This is a genomic window from Kitasatospora sp. NPDC001683 (genome assembly GCF_053596495.1).
In genome coordinates, this window is record NZ_JBSFGK010000097.1 from 1 (window position 1) to 16,085 (window position 16,085).

14 protein-coding genes and 2 pseudogenes are annotated in these 16,085 nt (G+C 73.1%); 3 read left to right on the forward strand and 13 right to left on the reverse strand.

The annotated features are described in order from the left end of the window. Nucleotides 1-669, forward strand: a 669-nt coding sequence (locus tag ACWCYO_RS33755) for an N-acetylglucosamine-6-phosphate deacetylase (RefSeq protein ID WP_449786335.1), incomplete at its 5' end; no start/stop codon positions are given. 64 nt (nucleotides 670-733) lie between these two features. Here ACWCYO_RS33755 and ACWCYO_RS33760 read toward each other — a convergent pair. The 4 genes from ACWCYO_RS33760 to ACWCYO_RS33775 are packed head-to-tail and all read right to left on the reverse strand — an operon-like array spanning nucleotide 734 to nucleotide 4,279. Beyond that, complete coding sequence (locus ACWCYO_RS33760; RefSeq protein WP_449786336.1) at nucleotides 734-1,570, reverse strand: class II fructose-bisphosphate aldolase; 837 nt, start codon at nucleotides 1,568-1,570, stop codon at nucleotides 734-736. Next, a complete protein-coding gene (locus ACWCYO_RS33765; protein WP_449786337.1) occupies nucleotides 1,570-2,502 on the reverse strand; it encodes a 1-phosphofructokinase family hexose kinase in 933 nt (310 codons plus the stop codon). The genes ACWCYO_RS33760 and ACWCYO_RS33765 overlap by 1 nt, the downstream gene beginning before the upstream one ends. Beyond that, nucleotides 2,499-3,410: an ROK family protein gene (locus ACWCYO_RS33770; RefSeq protein WP_270148971.1), complete on the reverse strand. Its 912-nt coding sequence runs from the start codon at nucleotides 3,408-3,410 to the stop codon at nucleotides 2,499-2,501. Before ACWCYO_RS33770 ends, ACWCYO_RS33765 begins: the two co-directional genes overlap by 4 nt. Beyond that, nucleotides 3,407-4,279: an SIS domain-containing protein gene (locus ACWCYO_RS33775; RefSeq protein ID WP_270148970.1), complete on the reverse strand. Its 873-nt coding sequence runs from the start codon at nucleotides 4,277-4,279 to the stop codon at nucleotides 3,407-3,409. The genes ACWCYO_RS33770 and ACWCYO_RS33775 overlap by 4 nt, the downstream gene beginning before the upstream one ends. A 267-nt stretch (nucleotides 4,280-4,546) precedes the next feature. Between ACWCYO_RS33775 and ACWCYO_RS33780 the strand changes: the two are divergent. Continuing rightward, nucleotides 4,547-4,831: pseudogene (locus tag ACWCYO_RS33780) on the forward strand (DeoR family transcriptional regulator); the annotation flags it as partial. A 262-nt stretch (nucleotides 4,832-5,093) separates the two neighbouring features. Here the strand turns inward: ACWCYO_RS33780 and ACWCYO_RS33785 are convergent. Beyond that, entirely contained in the window at nucleotides 5,094-7,502 is a 2,409-nt protein-coding gene (locus ACWCYO_RS33785; protein WP_449786338.1) for a ricin-type beta-trefoil lectin domain protein, read from the reverse strand. 171 nt (nucleotides 7,503-7,673) lie between these two features. Next, nucleotides 7,674-9,503 (reverse strand): acyl-CoA dehydrogenase, encoded by a 1,830-nt coding sequence (locus ACWCYO_RS33790; protein WP_449786350.1) that lies wholly within the window; start codon nucleotides 9,501-9,503, stop codon nucleotides 7,674-7,676. A gap of 269 nt (nucleotides 9,504-9,772) precedes the next feature. On the opposite strand from ACWCYO_RS33790, the gene ACWCYO_RS33795 reads away from it, so the two are divergent. Next, nucleotides 9,773-10,024 (forward strand): hypothetical protein, encoded by a 252-nt coding sequence (locus ACWCYO_RS33795; RefSeq protein WP_270148966.1) that lies wholly within the window; start codon nucleotides 9,773-9,775, stop codon nucleotides 10,022-10,024. 90 nt (nucleotides 10,025-10,114) lie between these two features. Here ACWCYO_RS33795 and ACWCYO_RS33800 read toward each other — a convergent pair whose 3' ends face one another. The 7 genes and pseudogenes from ACWCYO_RS33800 to ACWCYO_RS33830 all read right to left on the reverse strand — a co-directional run bounded on the left by ACWCYO_RS33800 (nucleotide 10,115) and on the right by ACWCYO_RS33830 (nucleotide 16,083). Next, nucleotides 10,115-10,270, reverse strand: a complete 156-nt coding sequence (locus tag ACWCYO_RS33800; protein WP_270151389.1) for a DUF6131 family protein — start codon at nucleotides 10,268-10,270, stop codon at nucleotides 10,115-10,117. Between the two features lie 202 nt (nucleotides 10,271-10,472). Then, entirely contained in the window at nucleotides 10,473-10,814 is a 342-nt protein-coding gene (locus ACWCYO_RS33805) for a WhiB family transcriptional regulator (RefSeq protein ID WP_449786339.1), read from the reverse strand. Between the two features lie 21 nt (nucleotides 10,815-10,835). Next, nucleotides 10,836-12,416, reverse strand: a complete 1,581-nt coding sequence (locus ACWCYO_RS33810) for a threonine/serine ThrE exporter family protein (RefSeq protein ID WP_449786340.1) — start codon at nucleotides 12,414-12,416, stop codon at nucleotides 10,836-10,838. Nucleotides 12,417-12,657: 241 nt separating this feature from the next. Continuing rightward, on the reverse strand, nucleotides 12,658-13,128 hold the full coding sequence (locus tag ACWCYO_RS33815) for a nuclear transport factor 2 family protein (RefSeq protein WP_449786341.1): 471 nt from the start codon (nucleotides 13,126-13,128) through the stop codon (nucleotides 12,658-12,660). 155 nt (nucleotides 13,129-13,283) lie between these two features. Further along, complete coding sequence (locus ACWCYO_RS33820; RefSeq protein WP_270148960.1) at nucleotides 13,284-13,868, reverse strand: TetR/AcrR family transcriptional regulator; 585 nt, start codon at nucleotides 13,866-13,868, stop codon at nucleotides 13,284-13,286. A gap of 173 nt (nucleotides 13,869-14,041) precedes the next feature. Continuing rightward, nucleotides 14,042-14,266: pseudogene (locus tag ACWCYO_RS33825) on the reverse strand (amidinotransferase); the annotation flags it as partial. A 191-nt stretch (nucleotides 14,267-14,457) separates the two neighbouring features. Further along, a complete protein-coding gene (locus ACWCYO_RS33830; RefSeq protein ID WP_270148958.1) occupies nucleotides 14,458-16,083 on the reverse strand; it encodes an ADP-ribosyltransferase domain-containing protein in 1,626 nt (541 codons plus the stop codon). Nucleotides 16,084-16,085: the final 2 nt, after the last annotated feature.

The window sequence follows — 16,085 nt, forward strand, 5'->3', positions numbered from 1 at the left end:
GAACTCCCCGGCGGCCTCGACTCGGTGCGCATGCTCGCCGACCTCGGCGTCATCGCCGCCGTCGGCCACACCGACTCCGACTACCCCACCACCCTGGAGGCGATAGAGGCCGGCGCGAGCGTCGCCACCCACCTCTTCAACGGCATGCCCGGCATCGGCCACCGCGCCCCCGGCCCGGTCGTGGCGCTGCTGGAGGACGAGCGGGTCACCGTCGAGCTGATCAACGACGGAGTACATCTGCACCCGTCCGTCCTCGACCTCGCCTACGGCACCGCCGGGCCCGGCCGCGTCGCCCTGATCACCGACGCCATGGGCGCCGCCGGCATGGGCGACGGCCGCTACCCACTCGGCCCGCTCCAGGTCGAGGTCAAGGACGGCGTCGCGATGCTCCCCGATGGCAGCTCCATCGCCGGGTCGACCCTCACGCTCGACCGCGCCTTCCAACGGGCCATCCAGGTCCAGAAGTTGACCCTCGGCGAGGCCGTCGAGTCGCTCTCCACCACCCCGGCCCGGCTGCTCGGCCTCGCCGACTCCATCGGCACCCTGGAGACCGGCAAGCTCGCCGACCTGGTCGTGGTCGACTCCACCGGCTACGACCTGGTCGCCGTGATGCGCCAGGGCCGATGGGTCCTCGGCGGCGAGAAGTTCGCCACCGTCAAGTCCGCCTGAACCGCGCCCCGGACAGCACGACAGCGAGGCCCGCCCCACCCGGGACGGGCCTCGTTCAGCATGGTCAGGCCGCCTTGAGGACGCCCAGCAGCCGGGTGACCTCCGCCGCCATGGCCGCGCGTCCGGAGCCGAGGTAGCGGCGGGTGTCGACGAGCGACGGGTCGGCGTCGAGAGTGCGCCGCACGGCGCCGGTGAAGACCTGGTTGAGGTGGGTGGCGATGTTGACCTTGGTCATGCCGCGCTCGACCGCACGGGTCAGGTGTTCGTCTGCCACGCCGGAGGAGCCGTGCAGGACCAGCGGGACGGGGACGGCCGCGCGCAGTTCGGCGATCAGGTCGAAGTCGAGGACGGCATCGCGGGTGAGCATGGCGTGGGAGGTCCCGACGGCCACGGCGAGGGCGTCGACACCGGTGGCGGCGACGTAGCCGGCCGCTTCGGCGGGGTCGGTGCGGGCGCCGGGAGCGTGCACCCCGTCCTTGCCGCCGACCTCGCCGAGTTCGGCCTCCACCCACACTCCTGCCGCGTGGCAGCGGGCGACCACCTCGGCGGTGGCGCGGACGTTCTCCTCGTACGGCAGCACGGAGGCGTCGAACATGACCGAGGAGAAGCCGAGTTCGACGGCCTCGGCCACCAGGTCGGCGGAGGTCGCGTGGTCGAGGTGGACCGCGACCGGCACGGCGGCGGTGCGGGCGGTGGCGAGCACGGCGGAGGCCATCGGGGCGAGCGCGCCGTGGTAGCGGACGGCGTTCTGGCTCAACTGCAGGACCACCGGGGCGTCGGCGGCCTCGGCGCCCGCCACGATGGCCTGGGCGTGTTCGAGCTGGATGACGTTGAAGGCGCCCACCCCGCGCGCGGCGTCCGCCGCGGGGGTGACGAGGGCGCCGGTTCCGGCCAGGGGCATCAGGAACTCCTCGGACGGTGGAGTGGTTGGACGTCCACCCGGGGCCGCAGCGCCCGGTGGACGGCAGGGTCGAAGTCACCGGCCAGCGGTGCGGCGACGGCGGCCGCGGAGAGTGCCACGGCCTCGGCGAGCCGGTCGACCCACGGGGTGCCGGTGACCAGGCCCAGGGTGAGTGCGGCGACCGCGGCGTCGCCGGCGCCGGTGGGGTTGCCGGCCAGCCGTTCGGGCGAGCGGGCTCGCCAACTCCCCTGCGGTGTCACGGCGATGAGGCCGTCGGGGCCGAGTGATGCGACCACCGCCCCGGCTCCGGCGTCGACCAGCGCACCGGCGGCGGCGACGGGGTCCGTCAGCCCGGTGGCGGCGGCGAGTTCGTCGGCGTTCGGCTTGACCAGGTCCGGTCCGGCCGGCAGCCCCGCGCGCAGGACCGGTCCGTCGGCGTCGAGCACCGCCGGGACGCCGCGGGCGTGCGCGAGGCCGAGCAGCTGCGCGTAGGCGTCGTCGGGGACGCCGCGCGGCAGGCTGCCGGAGAGGACCACCGCCGCGGCCTGCGGCAGCAGCGCGGCGAGGTGGTCGAGGAAGCCTGCCCACTCCTCGGCCCCGACCACCGGGCCGGGTTCGAGCAGGATCGTGGTGTCCCCGACGCTCTCCTCGACCACGGCCACGGTCCGCCGGGACTCGCCCTCGATCGCCAGCATGCGGTCGGCCAGACCCGCGGCGGCGAGTTCACCGCGGATCGCCTGGCCGGTGAGCCCGCCGACCAGCCCGGTGACGGCGGTCGGCCGGCCGAGGGCGTGCAGGACGCGGGCGACGTTGACGCCCTTGCCGCCCGCCCGCTCGGCCGTCGCGCGCACCCGGTTGCTGCCCTGCGGGCGCAGCCGGCCGATCCGGTAGGTGACGTCGAGCGCGGCGTTGAGCGTGACGGTCAGGATCACCGGCCGGCCTTCCGCCGCAGCAGATCGTGGCCGAGGAGGGCGGCGCCGTGGCAGCCGGCCTCGTGACCGAGTTCGGCCGGGACGATCCGCGGCACCGTCTGGAAGGTGAGCCGCTCGGCGAGCGCCGCGCGCAGCGGCGTGAAGTACGGGTCGCCGGCCCGGGCGAGGCCGCCGCCGATCACGATCCGCTCGGGGTCGAGCAGCGTGACGGCGGCGGCCAGGGCGTCGGCGAGCGCCTCGATCGCCTCGTTCCAGACCGTGAGGGCGGCCTGGTCCCCGGCGGCGGCGCGCTCGCCGACGTCCTTGGCGGTGACCCCGCCCTCCCCGGTGGCGGCGGTGTAGCGGCGAGCGACGGCGGCCGCGGAGGCGACGGTCTCCAGGCAGCCCCGGCCGCCGCAGGGGCACGGCCGGCCGCCGGGCCGGACCACCAGGTGTCCGAGCTCGCCGGCCCGTACGTGGCTGCCGGTCACCGCCTGCCCGTCGGACATCAGCGCCGCCGCGATGCCGGTGCCGACCGGGACGAAGAGGAAGTCCCGGCTGCCACGGCCGGCCCCGACGCGGGCCTCGGCCAGGCCGCCGGCCCGCACGTCGTGGCCCAGCGCCACCGGCAGGCCCAGTTCCTCCGCGAGCCAGTCCCGGACCGGCAGTCGGCGCCAACCGAGGTTGGCCGCGAGGATCGCGGTGCCCGCCGCCTCGTCGACGATGCCGGGCACCGCGATGCCCGCCGCGGCCGGGCGGTGCCGGTCGGCCAGCACGCGGGCCGCCGCCAGCACCGTCCCCAGCACCGCGTCCGGGCCGCGCTCGGCGCCGGTGAACCAGCGGTCCCGGCCGCGCAGAACGCCGTCCTCGCCGACCACGCCGCCCTTGACGTAGGTGCCGCCGACATCGAGGGCGATCACGGTCGTCACGGCTGGGCCAGCACGATGGAGCGGGTCAGGTTGCGCGGCCGGTCGGGGTCCAGGCCGCCGGCCTCGGCCAGCTCCACGGCCAGGCGCTGGGCGCGCACCAGATCGGCCAGCGGGTCCAGGGCGCTCACCGAGGTGATCGCGCCGATGCCCTGGACCTGCTCCAGCAGCCCGGCCGGCGGTTCACCGAAGAACCAGACCACCCGGCCCGGGGCGGCGATGCTGATCGGGCCGTGCCGGTACTCCATCGCCGGGTAGGACTCGGTCCAGACACCGGACGCCTCGCGGAGCTTGAGCGCCGCCTCGTTGGCCAGGCCGACCGTCCAGCCGGTGCCCACGAACGTGAACTGGCCCGCGGCGACGGCGCCTTCGGGCAGCGGCTCGACCAGTGCCCGCGCGGCCTGCTCGGGCAGGTCGGCCGGGGCCAGGCCCAGGTGGCCGCGCAGCAGCGCCAGCGCCGTGGTGGCGAAGCGGGTCTGCACCACCGACTTCTCGTCCGCGAACGAGAGGTCCACCACGGTGTCCGCGGCCGTACGGATCGGCGTGTCGAGGTCACCGGTGAGCGCCGTGCTCGGGATGTGGTCGGCACGGGCGAGGGCGGCCAGCACCTCGGTCGTCGTGCCGGAACGGCTGATCGCGACCAGCCGGTCGTAGCCGCGGGCGGCCGGGAACTCGGAGGCCGCGAACGCGTCGGTCTCCCCCAGGCCGGCGGATTCACGCAGCGACGCGTACGCCTGGGCGATGTACAGCGACGTGCCGCAGCCGATCACGGCCACCCGCTCGCCCTGCTCCGGAAGGCCTGCGGGCTCCAGCTCCAGCGCACGGCGCCAGCACTCCGGCTGGCTGGCGATCTCCTGCTCGACGTGACTCATCCAGGGCTCTCCTCGATAGGGGCGCGGGGGTTCGGTCGGTACTCGGGCGTCGGTCCGCCCGGGACGTCCGCTCGGGACGTCCGCTCGGGACGTCCGCTCGGGACGTCCGCTCGGATCGCAAGCGGATGCTTGAAACTGATCCATTCATAGCTTAATGCGTCATCTATGAGCAATACTGAGCACAGAAGGCGTAACGTGCCGCTCGCACGCCGATCCGATCGGCAGCGACTGGCTCGTGATCGAAACATCCGGATCGGCGGAGTGACGATGGGCCCGCACGACCGGTGGTCCCGCCTGCTCGAAATCCTGGGCGGCCGGGGCCGGATCGATGTGGCGACGGCCGCCGAACTGCTGGAGGTCTCCCCGGCCACCGCGCGACGGGACATGGACGAGCGCGCCCGTCGGCGGCTGCTGGTCCGCACGCGCGGTGGCGCGATCCTGAGCGGAGTCGCGTACGACCTGCCGCTCCGCTACAAGACCGCGCGCCAGGCCGGGGAGAAGCAGCGCCTCGCCAAGGCCGCCGCCGCGCTCGTCCCACCCGGCGCGGTGGTGACGAACTCGTCGAGCGGTCCGCCGCCCAGGGGGTCGACGTCCACCACGTCTAGGAACGGGCCGTAGCGGCCGGGTCCGCATCGGAGTCGGCCGTGCGGTGGGTTCCATCGACACCGTCAAGTAGCCCTGACAGCAAGTCGGTTGACGGCACATGGGCGTTCGGCCCGGTCAGGGTGCTCCCCCGACCGGGCCGACTGACGTGCTGACCCGGGCGCCGTGTGCAGCGCCCTGGGAGCGGGCGGGCGCACGGCGCCCGGAGGTACTACGGCAGGGTCCAGCGCTGGTTGGCGCCGCCGTTGCAGTCCCAGATCTCCAGCCGGGTGCCGTTGGCGGTGGCTGCCGCCGGGTCGTCGAGGCAGCGGCCGGACTGGGTGCTCTTCAGCGTGCCGTCGGACTGGGGCGTCCACTGCTGGTTGGCGCCGCCGTTGCAGGCCCACAGTTCGACCGGGGTGCCGTTGGCGGTGCCCTGGCCGGTGACGTCGAGGCACTTGCCGTCGTGGGTGAGGGTGCCGTTGGTGCGGGTCCAGATCTGTGCGGCGCCGCCGTCGCAGTCCCAGAGCTGTACGGCGGTGGGGTCCGAGGCGTCGGCGCACTTGCCGGGCAGGGCCGAGGTGATCGGGCCGGTGTGGGTGGTGGGCGTGCCGGGGGTCAGGGCGAAGTTGTCGAACTGGTCGGTGCGGTAGTCCGTCACACCGAGTCCGGCCTGGCCGTTGGTGAAGGCGCCGTCGGTGGCGCTGCCCACGGCGACGCCGTCGATGCTCGCGGTGAGCGTGCTGTTCTGCATCGACAGCGCGAGGGTGTGCCAGCTGCCGGTGCCGAGCGGGCTGGTGGTGGTGCCGGCGGCGAGGGTGGTGAAGTTCCAGCTGGTGTCGCTCCTGTCGATGGACCAGGCGCCGGTGTCGCTGACCCGCAGGTGGTAGGCGTTCAGTCCGTTGTTGTTGCGACCCTGCTGGTTGACCCGGCCGAGGAGTTCGACGGTGCTGGACTGCTCGAACAGGGCGTCGGCCGTGACGGTGTAGTTGGACCAGCTGCCGTCGCCCATCATGGTGTACGGGGCGTCGTACTTCTCGTCGGTCCAGCGGATCGGCGTGGTCGGGGCCATCTGGCTCAGGCAGGTGCCGGTGCGGCCGCCGCCGCAGGCCGCGGTCCGGAAGGCGCCGTTCATGTCGGTGAAGTACTTCGGGGAGGTCGTGGTGGCCGGGGTCTCGAAGTCGTCCGCGTAGGGCAGCCCGAGCGGGGCGGTGGCCGGCGGGGTGGCGGTGCCCTTGCCCTGGCCGCTGGTGGTGGTGACGGTGTAGACGCGGCCGGACTGGAGGGTGAGGGCGTAGCGGCCGTTGACCGGGGTGAGGTCCTGGGTGTGGACGAACCAGTTGGCGGGGTTGGTGGAGGTCAGGTCGGTGGACCAGACGTGGACCTGGCCGGTGGACAGGCCGCCGGTGACGGTGAAGCTCGCGCTCTGGGCGGCGGTGGCGTCCATGGTCTCGATGACGGTGCTGTAGTCGCTGTTGTCGGTGGACTTCAGGGTGACGTAGCTGCCGTTGGTGCGCGCGCCGCCGAGGTAGCCGCCGGCGGAGTCGATGTAGTGCCAGCCCGGCTTGGCGAACTGGGTGGTGTGCGCGGTGACCCAGGTGGTCTTGCCGATCGTGTAGTTGCCGGACCATGGCTGGTTGGCGATCGACATGCCGTCGGTGGAGAAGTACAGGTTGGGGTAGAGCGCGGCGATGACCGGCCAGTTGATGAAGGAGGTCATCTTGCCGTCGAGGTAGTCGCGGTTGATCCCACGGGCGACCGCGCCGGCGCCGTCGTTGGCGTCCTCGGAGCCGTTCTCGCTCGCCCACAGCGGCTTGCCGAGCGCCCGGGCGTTGGCCGTGCTGGGGCAGCTGCTGAAGTTGCTCATGTAGCCGCAGGGGTAGTGGACGCCGACGACGTCCACGGCGTTCTTGAACGCCGGATCGGTGGCCATGGCGTCGGCCACGGCCCAGGTGTCGTCGGCGGCGACGACCTTGGTGGCAGCGTAGCCGTGCGAGACCAGCGCGCTCTTGAGGTTCTCGTACCAGGCGGCGTTGAAGCCGCGCTCGTTCCACCCGCCCAGGTAGGAGACGTTCAGGTGGTGCTGGGCAGCGCAGCCCATCCAGGACATCAGGTAGTCGACGGTGTCCTGGGACCAGAAGTTGCCGCCGCTGCCGGTGTTGCCGATCCAGCCGGGAGCGCCCCAGGTCAGGCCGTAGAACTTGATGTCCGGGTTGCGGGCCTGGGCCTGCTCGGCCAGCCACCACTCGTAGCCCTGGTTGCAGTCGACGGTGCCCTTGGTGTGCTCGATGCTGGGTTCGGCGCCGTCGGTGGAGTTGGTGTCGCCGCCGATCTCCAGCTTCAGCACCTGCAGCGAGGCGCCGTAGCCGGGCTTGAACAGGTAGTCGAGCAGTTGGCTGCGCTGCGGCTCCGGATAGTCGGCCAGCAGGCGGGAGTTGCCGCCGCCGCCGGAGATCGCGCCGACGCCGTCGAAGGTCAGGCCGGGCTTGGTGGCGTCGAGGGTGATGGCCGTGACGGGCGCGACGGAGGTGCCGGACGTGCCGGCGGCCGGCGCTGCGGCGTGGGCGGCGGACGGACCGAGTAACAGGAGCAGGGTCGCGCCGAAGGCCTGGCATGTTCGCGACAGGCACCGAAGGCTCATGATCGTCTCCCGCGGGGGGTGAGGATGGGGGATTGTGATCGATCGCGCCAAAGCATGAGGCTTGAATCACCATCAGTCAACAACTTCCAACAGGAAGATCGGCCGGCGGCCGATTCACCGCCCTCGCCGGCGTCCTCCTCACCGCCCGCACCGGCAGCGGCCGGCCAGGGTTCAGAACGCGTCGTCGGGGATCTCGACCGTGGTGCGGTCCAGGCTCTCCAGGAGCTGGAACTGGGCCTCGGTCTTCGGGAGTTCGTAGCGGTAGAAGAACCGGCAGGCGTGCCGCTTGCCCTCGTGGAAGGGCTCGTTGCCGGCTTCGGCGGCGAGGAACTGTTCCAGCCAGAGCCAGGCGACGACGGTGTGGCCGACCGCTTCGAGGTAGGTGCTGGCGTTGGCGAGGGCCGTTTCCGGGTCGCCGGTTCCCCACAGGCGCTTGGTGACCGAGACGATGCGCTGGACGGCTTCCACGAGCCGCGCCGCGTACTCGGCGGCGTCGCCGCCGGCGGCCTTGGCCCGTTCGGTGGTCGCCGAGACGGTCTCGACGAGCAGGCGCAGCCCCGCTCCGCCGTCCATGACGACCTTGCGGCCGAGCAGGTCGAGCCCGTGGATGCCGTGGGTGCCTTCGTGGATGGGGTTGAGCCGGTTGTCGCGGTAGAACTGCTCGACGTTGTACTCGCGGGTGTAGCCGTAGCCGCCGTGCACCTGGATGGCGAGGTTGTTGGCTTCCAGACACCACTGGGAGGGCCAGCTCTTGGCGATGGGCGTGAGGACGTCCAGCAGCAGCTTGGCACGGGAGCGGTCCTCGGGCGAGGCGCCGGTGCGTTCCTCGTCGAGGAGTCGGCCGCAGTACAGCACCAGGGCCAACGCCCCTTCCGCGTAGGCCTTCTGGGCCAGCAGCATGCGGCGCACGTCGGCGTGGGCGATGATCGGCACCTGCGGACCGCCGGCCGCCTTCGCCGTGACGGGACGGCCCTGGGGGCGGGTGCGGGCGTAGTCGAGGGCGTGCAGGTAGCCGGTGTAGCCGAGCGCGGTGGCGCCGAGGCCGACGCCGGTCCGGGCCTCGTTCATCATGTGGAACATGTAGGCCAGCCCGTGGTGCGGTTCGCCGACGAGGTGCCCGACGGCGCCGGGCTGGCCGCCCGGCCGGTGCACGCCCTCGCCGAAGTTGAGCAGCGTGTTGGTGGTGCCGCGGAAGCCCATCTTGTGGTTGAGCCCGGCCAGGACGACGTCATTGCGCTCGCCGAGCGCGCCGTCCGCGCCGACCAGCACCTTGGGCACGATGAACAGCGACAGGCCCTTCACCCCGGGCGGTCCACCGGGAATCCGGGCCAGCACCAAGTGGACGATGTTCTCGGACAGTTCGTGCTCGCCGCCCGAGATCCACATCTTGTTGCCGAACAGCCGGTACGTGCCGTCGGCCTGCGGTTCGGCCCGGGTGCGCAGGTCGGCGAGCGAGGATCCGGCCTGCGGCTCCGACAGGCACATGGTGCCGAAGAACCGCCCCTCCACCATGGGCCGGACGTAGGTCTCGATCTGCTCGCCACTGCCGTGCGCCAGCAGCAGGTTGGCGTTGCCCACGGTCAGGAACGGATAGGCCGCGGTGCCCGGGTTGGCGGCCTGGAACCAGGCGAAGCAGGCGTTGGCGACGACGCAGGGCAGCTGGGCGCCGCCGATCTCGTAGTCCATGGCGCTGCCGAGCAGGCCGGTGCCGGCGAAGACGGTCAGCGCTTCCTTGACCTCGGGGATGATGTGGACCCGCTCGCCGTCGAAGCGCGGCTCCTCGGCGTCGTTCCGCTTGTTGTGCGGCGCGAAGTGCCGGGTGGCGACCTGCTCGCTGAGGTCCAGGGCTGCGTCGAAGGTCTCGCGCGAATGGTCGGCGTAGCGCGGCCGCCCGGTGAGCGACTGGACGTCCAGCCATTCGTACAGCAGGAAGTCGAGATCGCGGCGGGAGAGCAGCGGGGAGGTCACGGCGGGGCCTGCCTTTCGAGGGGTCCGGGGCATCGGCGGCGAGCCGCGCCCGGACGGTCCGGGCACCTCGAAGGCGCCGGGCATCGATCGGCTCCCGCCGTGACCAAGCGCTTGCTTAGTCTGCAGCAGCATCGGTCACCGGGGCCGGAGCAGTCAATGGGCCCGCGCACGCGTTCAGGCCCCTGGCCGTGCGAGGTGGGCGCCGGCTCGCTCGCGGTTCCGTCCGTCCGACGGTTCGGGACCGCGTTTCCGGGCACCCGCCGGGGCGTCCAGCCGCCGACGCCTCGGAAGGGGAGCGAGCCATGACCACGCGTGACGACAACGGGACCCAGCCGGACGAACCCACCCGGGAGCGGTCCGCCGAGGAGCGGTCGATCACCGCCCCGACCCCGGGCGACGTCCGGGAGAAGGCGCAGGGGGAGGTCGGGGACCGGGAGCGGTCCGCCGAGGAGCGGTCGATCACCGCCCCCACCCCCGCCGACGTCCGGCGGAAGGCCGGGACGGCCGACGACGAGCAGCCGGAGCCGCCGGCGGCGGACGCCGTGGCGCCCTGAGCCGGGGCGCCCTGACCGGAAGGACATGACCTTGCGCCGGTACGGACGGCTGTCCGTACCGGCGCGGTCGTGTGCGACTGCTCGGGCTGGTCAGTAGTAGTGGCGACGGCCACCGATGGCGTGTCCGACGGCCCCCGCGAGCCAGAGGGCGAAGCCGATCACGACCAGGATGATGCCGATCGTCCACAGGATCGGAAGCCCGAGGAGGAAGCCGACGACGAGCAGGATGACGCCGAGAATGAGCACGATGTCCTCCTTGAGGATGACGGGGACGGCGATCGGGAAGGCCGGCCACGGCGCGCCTGGCGCCGTCAGCCGTCCCTGGGGCGGCGGAGCCGTCACCTCTCCGGCCGTACCCATGAGCCGCGTCTACCGCCGCCGGGGCCTGCCAAACCCCGATCGGCCCACGACCTGCGATTTTCAAACGCCAGGTGTCAGGCGTCAGGCGTCAGGCGGCCGACGGGGAGGGATCGCCGGTGAACAGGGCGCGGCGCTCGGCGGCGGTCAGCCCGCCCCGGACGCCGTACGGTTCCCGCGCCGCGAGCGCGGACCGACGGCACTCCACCCGGACCGCACACCCGGCACAGACGGCCTTCGCCGCTTCCTCCCGTTTCCTCGCGGCGGTGCCGTTCCCGAGGGCGGGCAGGGAAGGGGAGCGCGCCCGCGGGGGTGCGGCAGTCGCCCTCCGGCCGGGGCTCGGCCGGTGCTGCGGGCGGGTGGGAGAGGTCGGCCACGGCCTTCCGATCGGAGGCGTTTGCCCCACCCGTCCAACCGGGTCCCGCGCGTTCATGCCCGTGCCGGCGGTCGGATCTCAGCGGCGGTGGCGCCCCCCGCGCCGGCGGGCGGGCGGCGGCGCGCCCGTGGCCGGGAGGAAGAGCCGGGCCGCCTCCCGGCCCAGGTTCACGCCGATCGCGAGGGCCATCGCCGTGGCCGTGGCCCGTCCGAGGCCGCTCAGCCCGGTCTCCGGTTCGCCCCGGACGAACGCGAGCAGCCCGAAGTACAGCAGCGCACCGGGCAGCAGCGGCCCCAGGGCGGCGGTGACGAACGGCAGCGCGGAACTGCCCCGGTAGCGCGCCATGAGCTGGCCGGACAGGCCCACCAGCACGGCGGCGAGGCCGGTGGCCATGATCGGCTCCCCGCCGGCGTCGACCAGCACGGCGTACGTCGTCCAGCCCGCCACGCTGTTGACCAGGACGGCCGGCAGCGTGGCCCGCTCGGTGTTGAGCAGCACCGCGAAGGCCAGGGCGAGCAGGATCGCCGCCGCCAGTTGGAGGGGCGGGTTCGACAGCGACGTCGGCACGCTCTGGGCGGCCAGGTCGGCGCCGTTGTTGACCCCGACGTAGAGCACGGACATCACCCCGACCACCACGCCCGCCAACAGGTACAGCACCTCCAGCAGCCGCGCGGCGGCGGTGAGGTAGAAGCCCGCGAGGCCGTCCTGCACCGCCGCCACCATCGGCCAGCCGGGCAGCAGCGCGTACAGCCCGCCGGTGATCACCACCGAGCCGCGCAGGTGCAGTTGGTTGAAGGACATCAGGATGCCGACCACCGCCGCCGGGGTCGCGGCCGTCGCGATCCGGTAGAACTCCGGCAGGTCGTGCCGCCCGACCAGCGCCGCGAGTCGGTTGCCGGCCATCGCCGCGACGACGGCGCAGACGAACACCAGCCAGGCCCGGGCGTCGGCCCGGCCGCCGATCAGCAGTGTCGCGACGCCGGCCAGCAGGCCTGAGGACAGCACCAGGGCCCACACCGGGTAGTGCCGCCGGTGCCGGCGCACGGCCCGGAGCCGACGGTGGGCGGCGTCCACGGCGAGCCCGCCCGCAGTGATCTCGGTGACCAGCCGGAACAGTGCCGCCAGCCCCGCGTAGTCCCCGCCCGGGTGGTGCACCGTCCGCTCGGCCGTCACCGGTGGCTCGCCCGGGCCCTGTTGGTAGGAGATCGCCACCCGGGTGAAGGTGACCTGGGGATCGCAGGGCCGGGCCCGGTACGTCCGCGCCACGGCGAGCATCGCCGCCTCGACGCCCTCCGCGGCCTCCCCGCAGGCCAGCATCAACTCGCCCACCAGCAGCGCCAGATCCAGCACCGCGGCCACCTCGGCGGGCCCCGGCTCGTCCGCTCCGGCGCCGAGGTCCTCCTCGACCAGGGGACGGGCGGTGGTCGGGGTGCGCAGCAGCGGCAGCATCAGGTCGGGCCAGCGGACCGCCGCGTCGCCGCCGCGCCCGCTCCCCGCCCCGCTCCCCGCCCCGGGCGGCGGCGCCTGCGGTCCGGGCGGTCTCCCGGGTTCGGCCTCCTCCGCCTCCCCGGCCTCACCACGTCTGCCCTGCGGCGGCACGCGTCGCCCCGCCAGGCCCTCCGCCTCGGCCCGCGCGCCGCACTCCTCGTGTTCCGACATCGTCGCTCGCTCTCTGCATCACCCACCACTCGGCCACCTTGCGCACTCAGTCGACTACCCAGTGTCATTGATTCGTGAACGTCACGCCCGGCGCACGCCGGTGCCGTTCGCGCCCTGGCGGACGCCACCGGCGGCCGGACAGGGGCGCCCGGCGGGACGGCCGTCGGCCCCGGGGTGCGGACGTCCCCCGGGGCCGACTCGGCGACCAGGACGAGGCGTTCAGTCGCCCCGGCCGCCCTGGTCACCCTTGATCACCCTGGCTGCCCTGGTTGTTCGTCAGTGCCGCGAGCAGTTCGGGGACCCGGTCCAGCGCCACGGCGGTGGCGATCGGGTTGCCGTAGTCGCGGGAGTGCACGATCAGGCCGTCGCGGACGGTCAGCCTCATCACGTAGCGGGAGGCGAAGGCCTTGCCGGTCGCCACCGCGGCGCCGAGGAGCTGGTACTCGGCGAAGATGACCTCAGGGTCGTCGCTCCGGGTGATGACGACGTCCGAGGAGCCGGTGAACCGGCGGATGCCGGCGGCGCCGTGGAAGCGGGCGCGCAGGACCTCCCGGCCCCGGGTGGCGACCGGCACGCCCGGCGGGGCGAACGGGATCTCCACGACGACGTCCTCGGCGTAGCTGTCGGCCACCGCGTCCCAGTCGTTGTTCACCGAGGCCTCGAGGAAGCGCTGGAAGACCTCGACCGCGGACCACTGCTGCTCATCGGACATGGGAACTCCCTTGCCGGATCGGGAATGTGATGGGGAGGCAGGGCAGCGCCGGGACCACACTCAACCGGAACCATCGCCCCGGTTCGAATATACGGAACGCCCGCCCCGGTTGTCCATGAAACGGGGCGGGCGTTCCGCTGCTGCGCGGCGGAGCCTCAGCGGGCCGCGGTGGCCCGGAGCCCGTCACACAGGACGCTTAGCACGCGCTCCATCAGCGGCTTGTCGTCCCGCTCCCGGTCTCCGGCAAGGACGATGCCCCGCAGCAGCGCCATCAGGGCGTCGATGCCGACGTCCGACCGGACCGCACCGGCCCGCTGCCCCCTCGCCAGCAGCTCCTCGATGGCCGAGCGCAGGTCCCGGTTGATCCCGGCGAGGTTCGCCGAGACGTCGATGCCGGCGCCGGCGAGCGCGTCGATCAGGTCCTTCTTGGCCGCGCTCTCCCGCGCGACGTGGGTGATGAACTCGAAGAGCGCCTCGTCGTCCCGCCCGGCGCCGGCCAGTTCGCGGGCCTGTCGCACCAGGCCCTCCATCCGGTTCAGGATGACCGCGTCGAACAGCGCCTCCTTGGTCGGGAAGTGCCGGTACACCGTCCCGGCGCCGACCCCGGCCCGGCGGGCGATCTCGTCCAGTGGGACCAGCAGGCCGTCAGTGGCGAAGGCGGCCTGCGCGGCCTCCAGCACCCGAGCCCGGTTGCGGCGCGCGTCGGCGCGCATCGGCGGCGCGGACTCCTGGGACGTCACGACTGCTCCTCTCCTCGGGGCGACCGCTGCCGACTCGGACGGACATATCGGAACGATCGCCCCGTTTACCCTAAGGAGCTGGTCAGCGGTCCGTCAACGAGTCGGAACCGCCGGCCCGCCGGCCGGACCGGGCGGGCGTGCCGGCACGGGGGCGCGTACCAGCATGGGATGCCCTACGGGCGCAGCTCGAGGGTGCAGCACTTGACGGCGCCGCCGGCCTTGAGGAGCTCGGTGGTGTCCACCCCGATCGGGTTGAAGCCCCGCTCCCGCAGGCGCTCGGTCAGGCCTGTGGCCGCCTGCGGCAGGACCGCGTTGTGGCCGTCCGAGAAGGCGTTGAGGCCGAACACGGCGGCGTCCTGGGGGTCCGCGAGGATCGCGTCCGGGAAGAGGTGCTCCAGCAAAGACCTTCGCCCTCCGCGAGCACCTCCTGGACGTCCAGTACGGACGGGCGGAGGACCGGCACGGCTGGCTGCGCCGGGTGTTCTGACCTCCGGCAGCGATTCGGGCGGCCGCTTGCGGGGCCGGGAGCGGGGCGGGCGTGGAGCAGCTGACTCGGTCAGGGCATTCGACCGGGCCGGAACGGAGGTTCTCAGGACACCAGCGGCCCCTCCGCGATCTCGGTCAGCGTCACGGTGCACAGCCCGCCGCGCTGCGCCTGCACGTCCGTGACCTCCAACTGGGTGCCGGGCAGCAGGATGTACTCCTCCTCCCCGGTGAACGCCGAGAACCGCTGGATGCCCGTGGCGCGCAGCGGCCGCACCTCGAACAGCGTCCGCTTGCCCCGGCTGCCGAGGAACGACTTCGCCACGCCGAGCTCGGACGTGCAGGACGACACGCCCCACCACGTCACCGTCCGTCCGAGCGGGTACTGCCGGCGCAGGTCCAGCGACACCCCGCGCCAGAGCGGTTCGGTGCGCACCGGCAACTGCGCCACCGCCGCGAACAGCAGCCGCAGGTACGGCAGGTACGGGACGAGCCGGCCGCGGTCCGGGGAGCGCAGCACCGCGTTGATCTCCCGGTAGAACGCGGACTCGCAGGTGTACAGGTACAGCGCGGCGATCGCGTCCGCGGACAGGCCGGAGGCCGCCCCCTCCTCCGCCCGCCGCCGACCGAACTCGTGCGAGAGCGCGACGTGCCGGTCCAGGCCGCGGAGCAGTCCGGCGACCGGGGCCACGGCCTCCCGGAAGTCCATCAGCGGCGTGTCGAACACCCCGCTGATCGCCGGGAGTTCGAGCCCCTCGTCCTTGACGCTCGCGAGCCGGTCCAGGTAGAGCTGGTGCAGTTCCATGGTGGAGGCGATGAACGCGCCCATCCGCTCGGCGACGCCGCCGTCCGCGTCACCGCCCTGCGCCGCGGCGGCGTTCCAGCCCTTGCTCGGGAGCCAGTCGATCTGGTCCGCGCCGAGCGAGGCGAGGGCGGCGTTCACCGTGGCGAAGTGGTCGTTGTCGCAGAAGATGTCCCCCTGGGCCGCCGGGTTGGCGTGGTCGATGTGCCGGACCTCGACCTCGGGGTACTTCTTCTCCAACCGCTTCACGACGCTCTTCAGGCTGCGCGCGTGCGCACCCCACCAGGCGAAGACGACTCCCCGGTCCTCCTCCGCCGCCTGCTGCTTGGCCCGGAGGATCTCCTCGACTATCCGCTCCGCCACCGGCCGCCAGAACCCGGTGTGCACGTCCGGGCCCATCGAACCGTCGGCGCTGGCGGTGAGCGCCGCGTTCAGCAGCAGCACGCCCTGGGTGAGCATCGCCTGGAACCACTCCGGCGGCTGGACCGTCTCCTCCTTCTTCAGCAGCGCGCGGATGTCCGCGATCGGCGTCTTCTTGGGGATCCCGTACTTCCACATCGCCGCGGCCTTGATGATGCAGCGGATGCTGATCACCCGGCCGAACTGGCTGTCCTTCCAGTCGTGGAAGGCGTTGTCGAACATGGCGATGCCGGTGGCGCTCTCCGGCCGCGGGTACGGGTTCTGGCCGAAGACCACGACCTTCCACTTGTGCGGGGCGTGCGGCTTGAGCGCCTGGAAGGTCAGCTCGCGGACCGGCACGACCTCCGGGCTGCGGCCCGGGCCGATGAACGAGGCCGCGCCGGGTTGCGCCTCGATGACCGGCTTCAGCAGCGGGAGCCACGGCTCGCCGCCGCCCCGGAAGAGCTCCGCGAGGGCCAGCGGGTCGTTCGGGTCGGCCTGGACGGGGGCGGAGGATTCGGCAGCGCTCATGG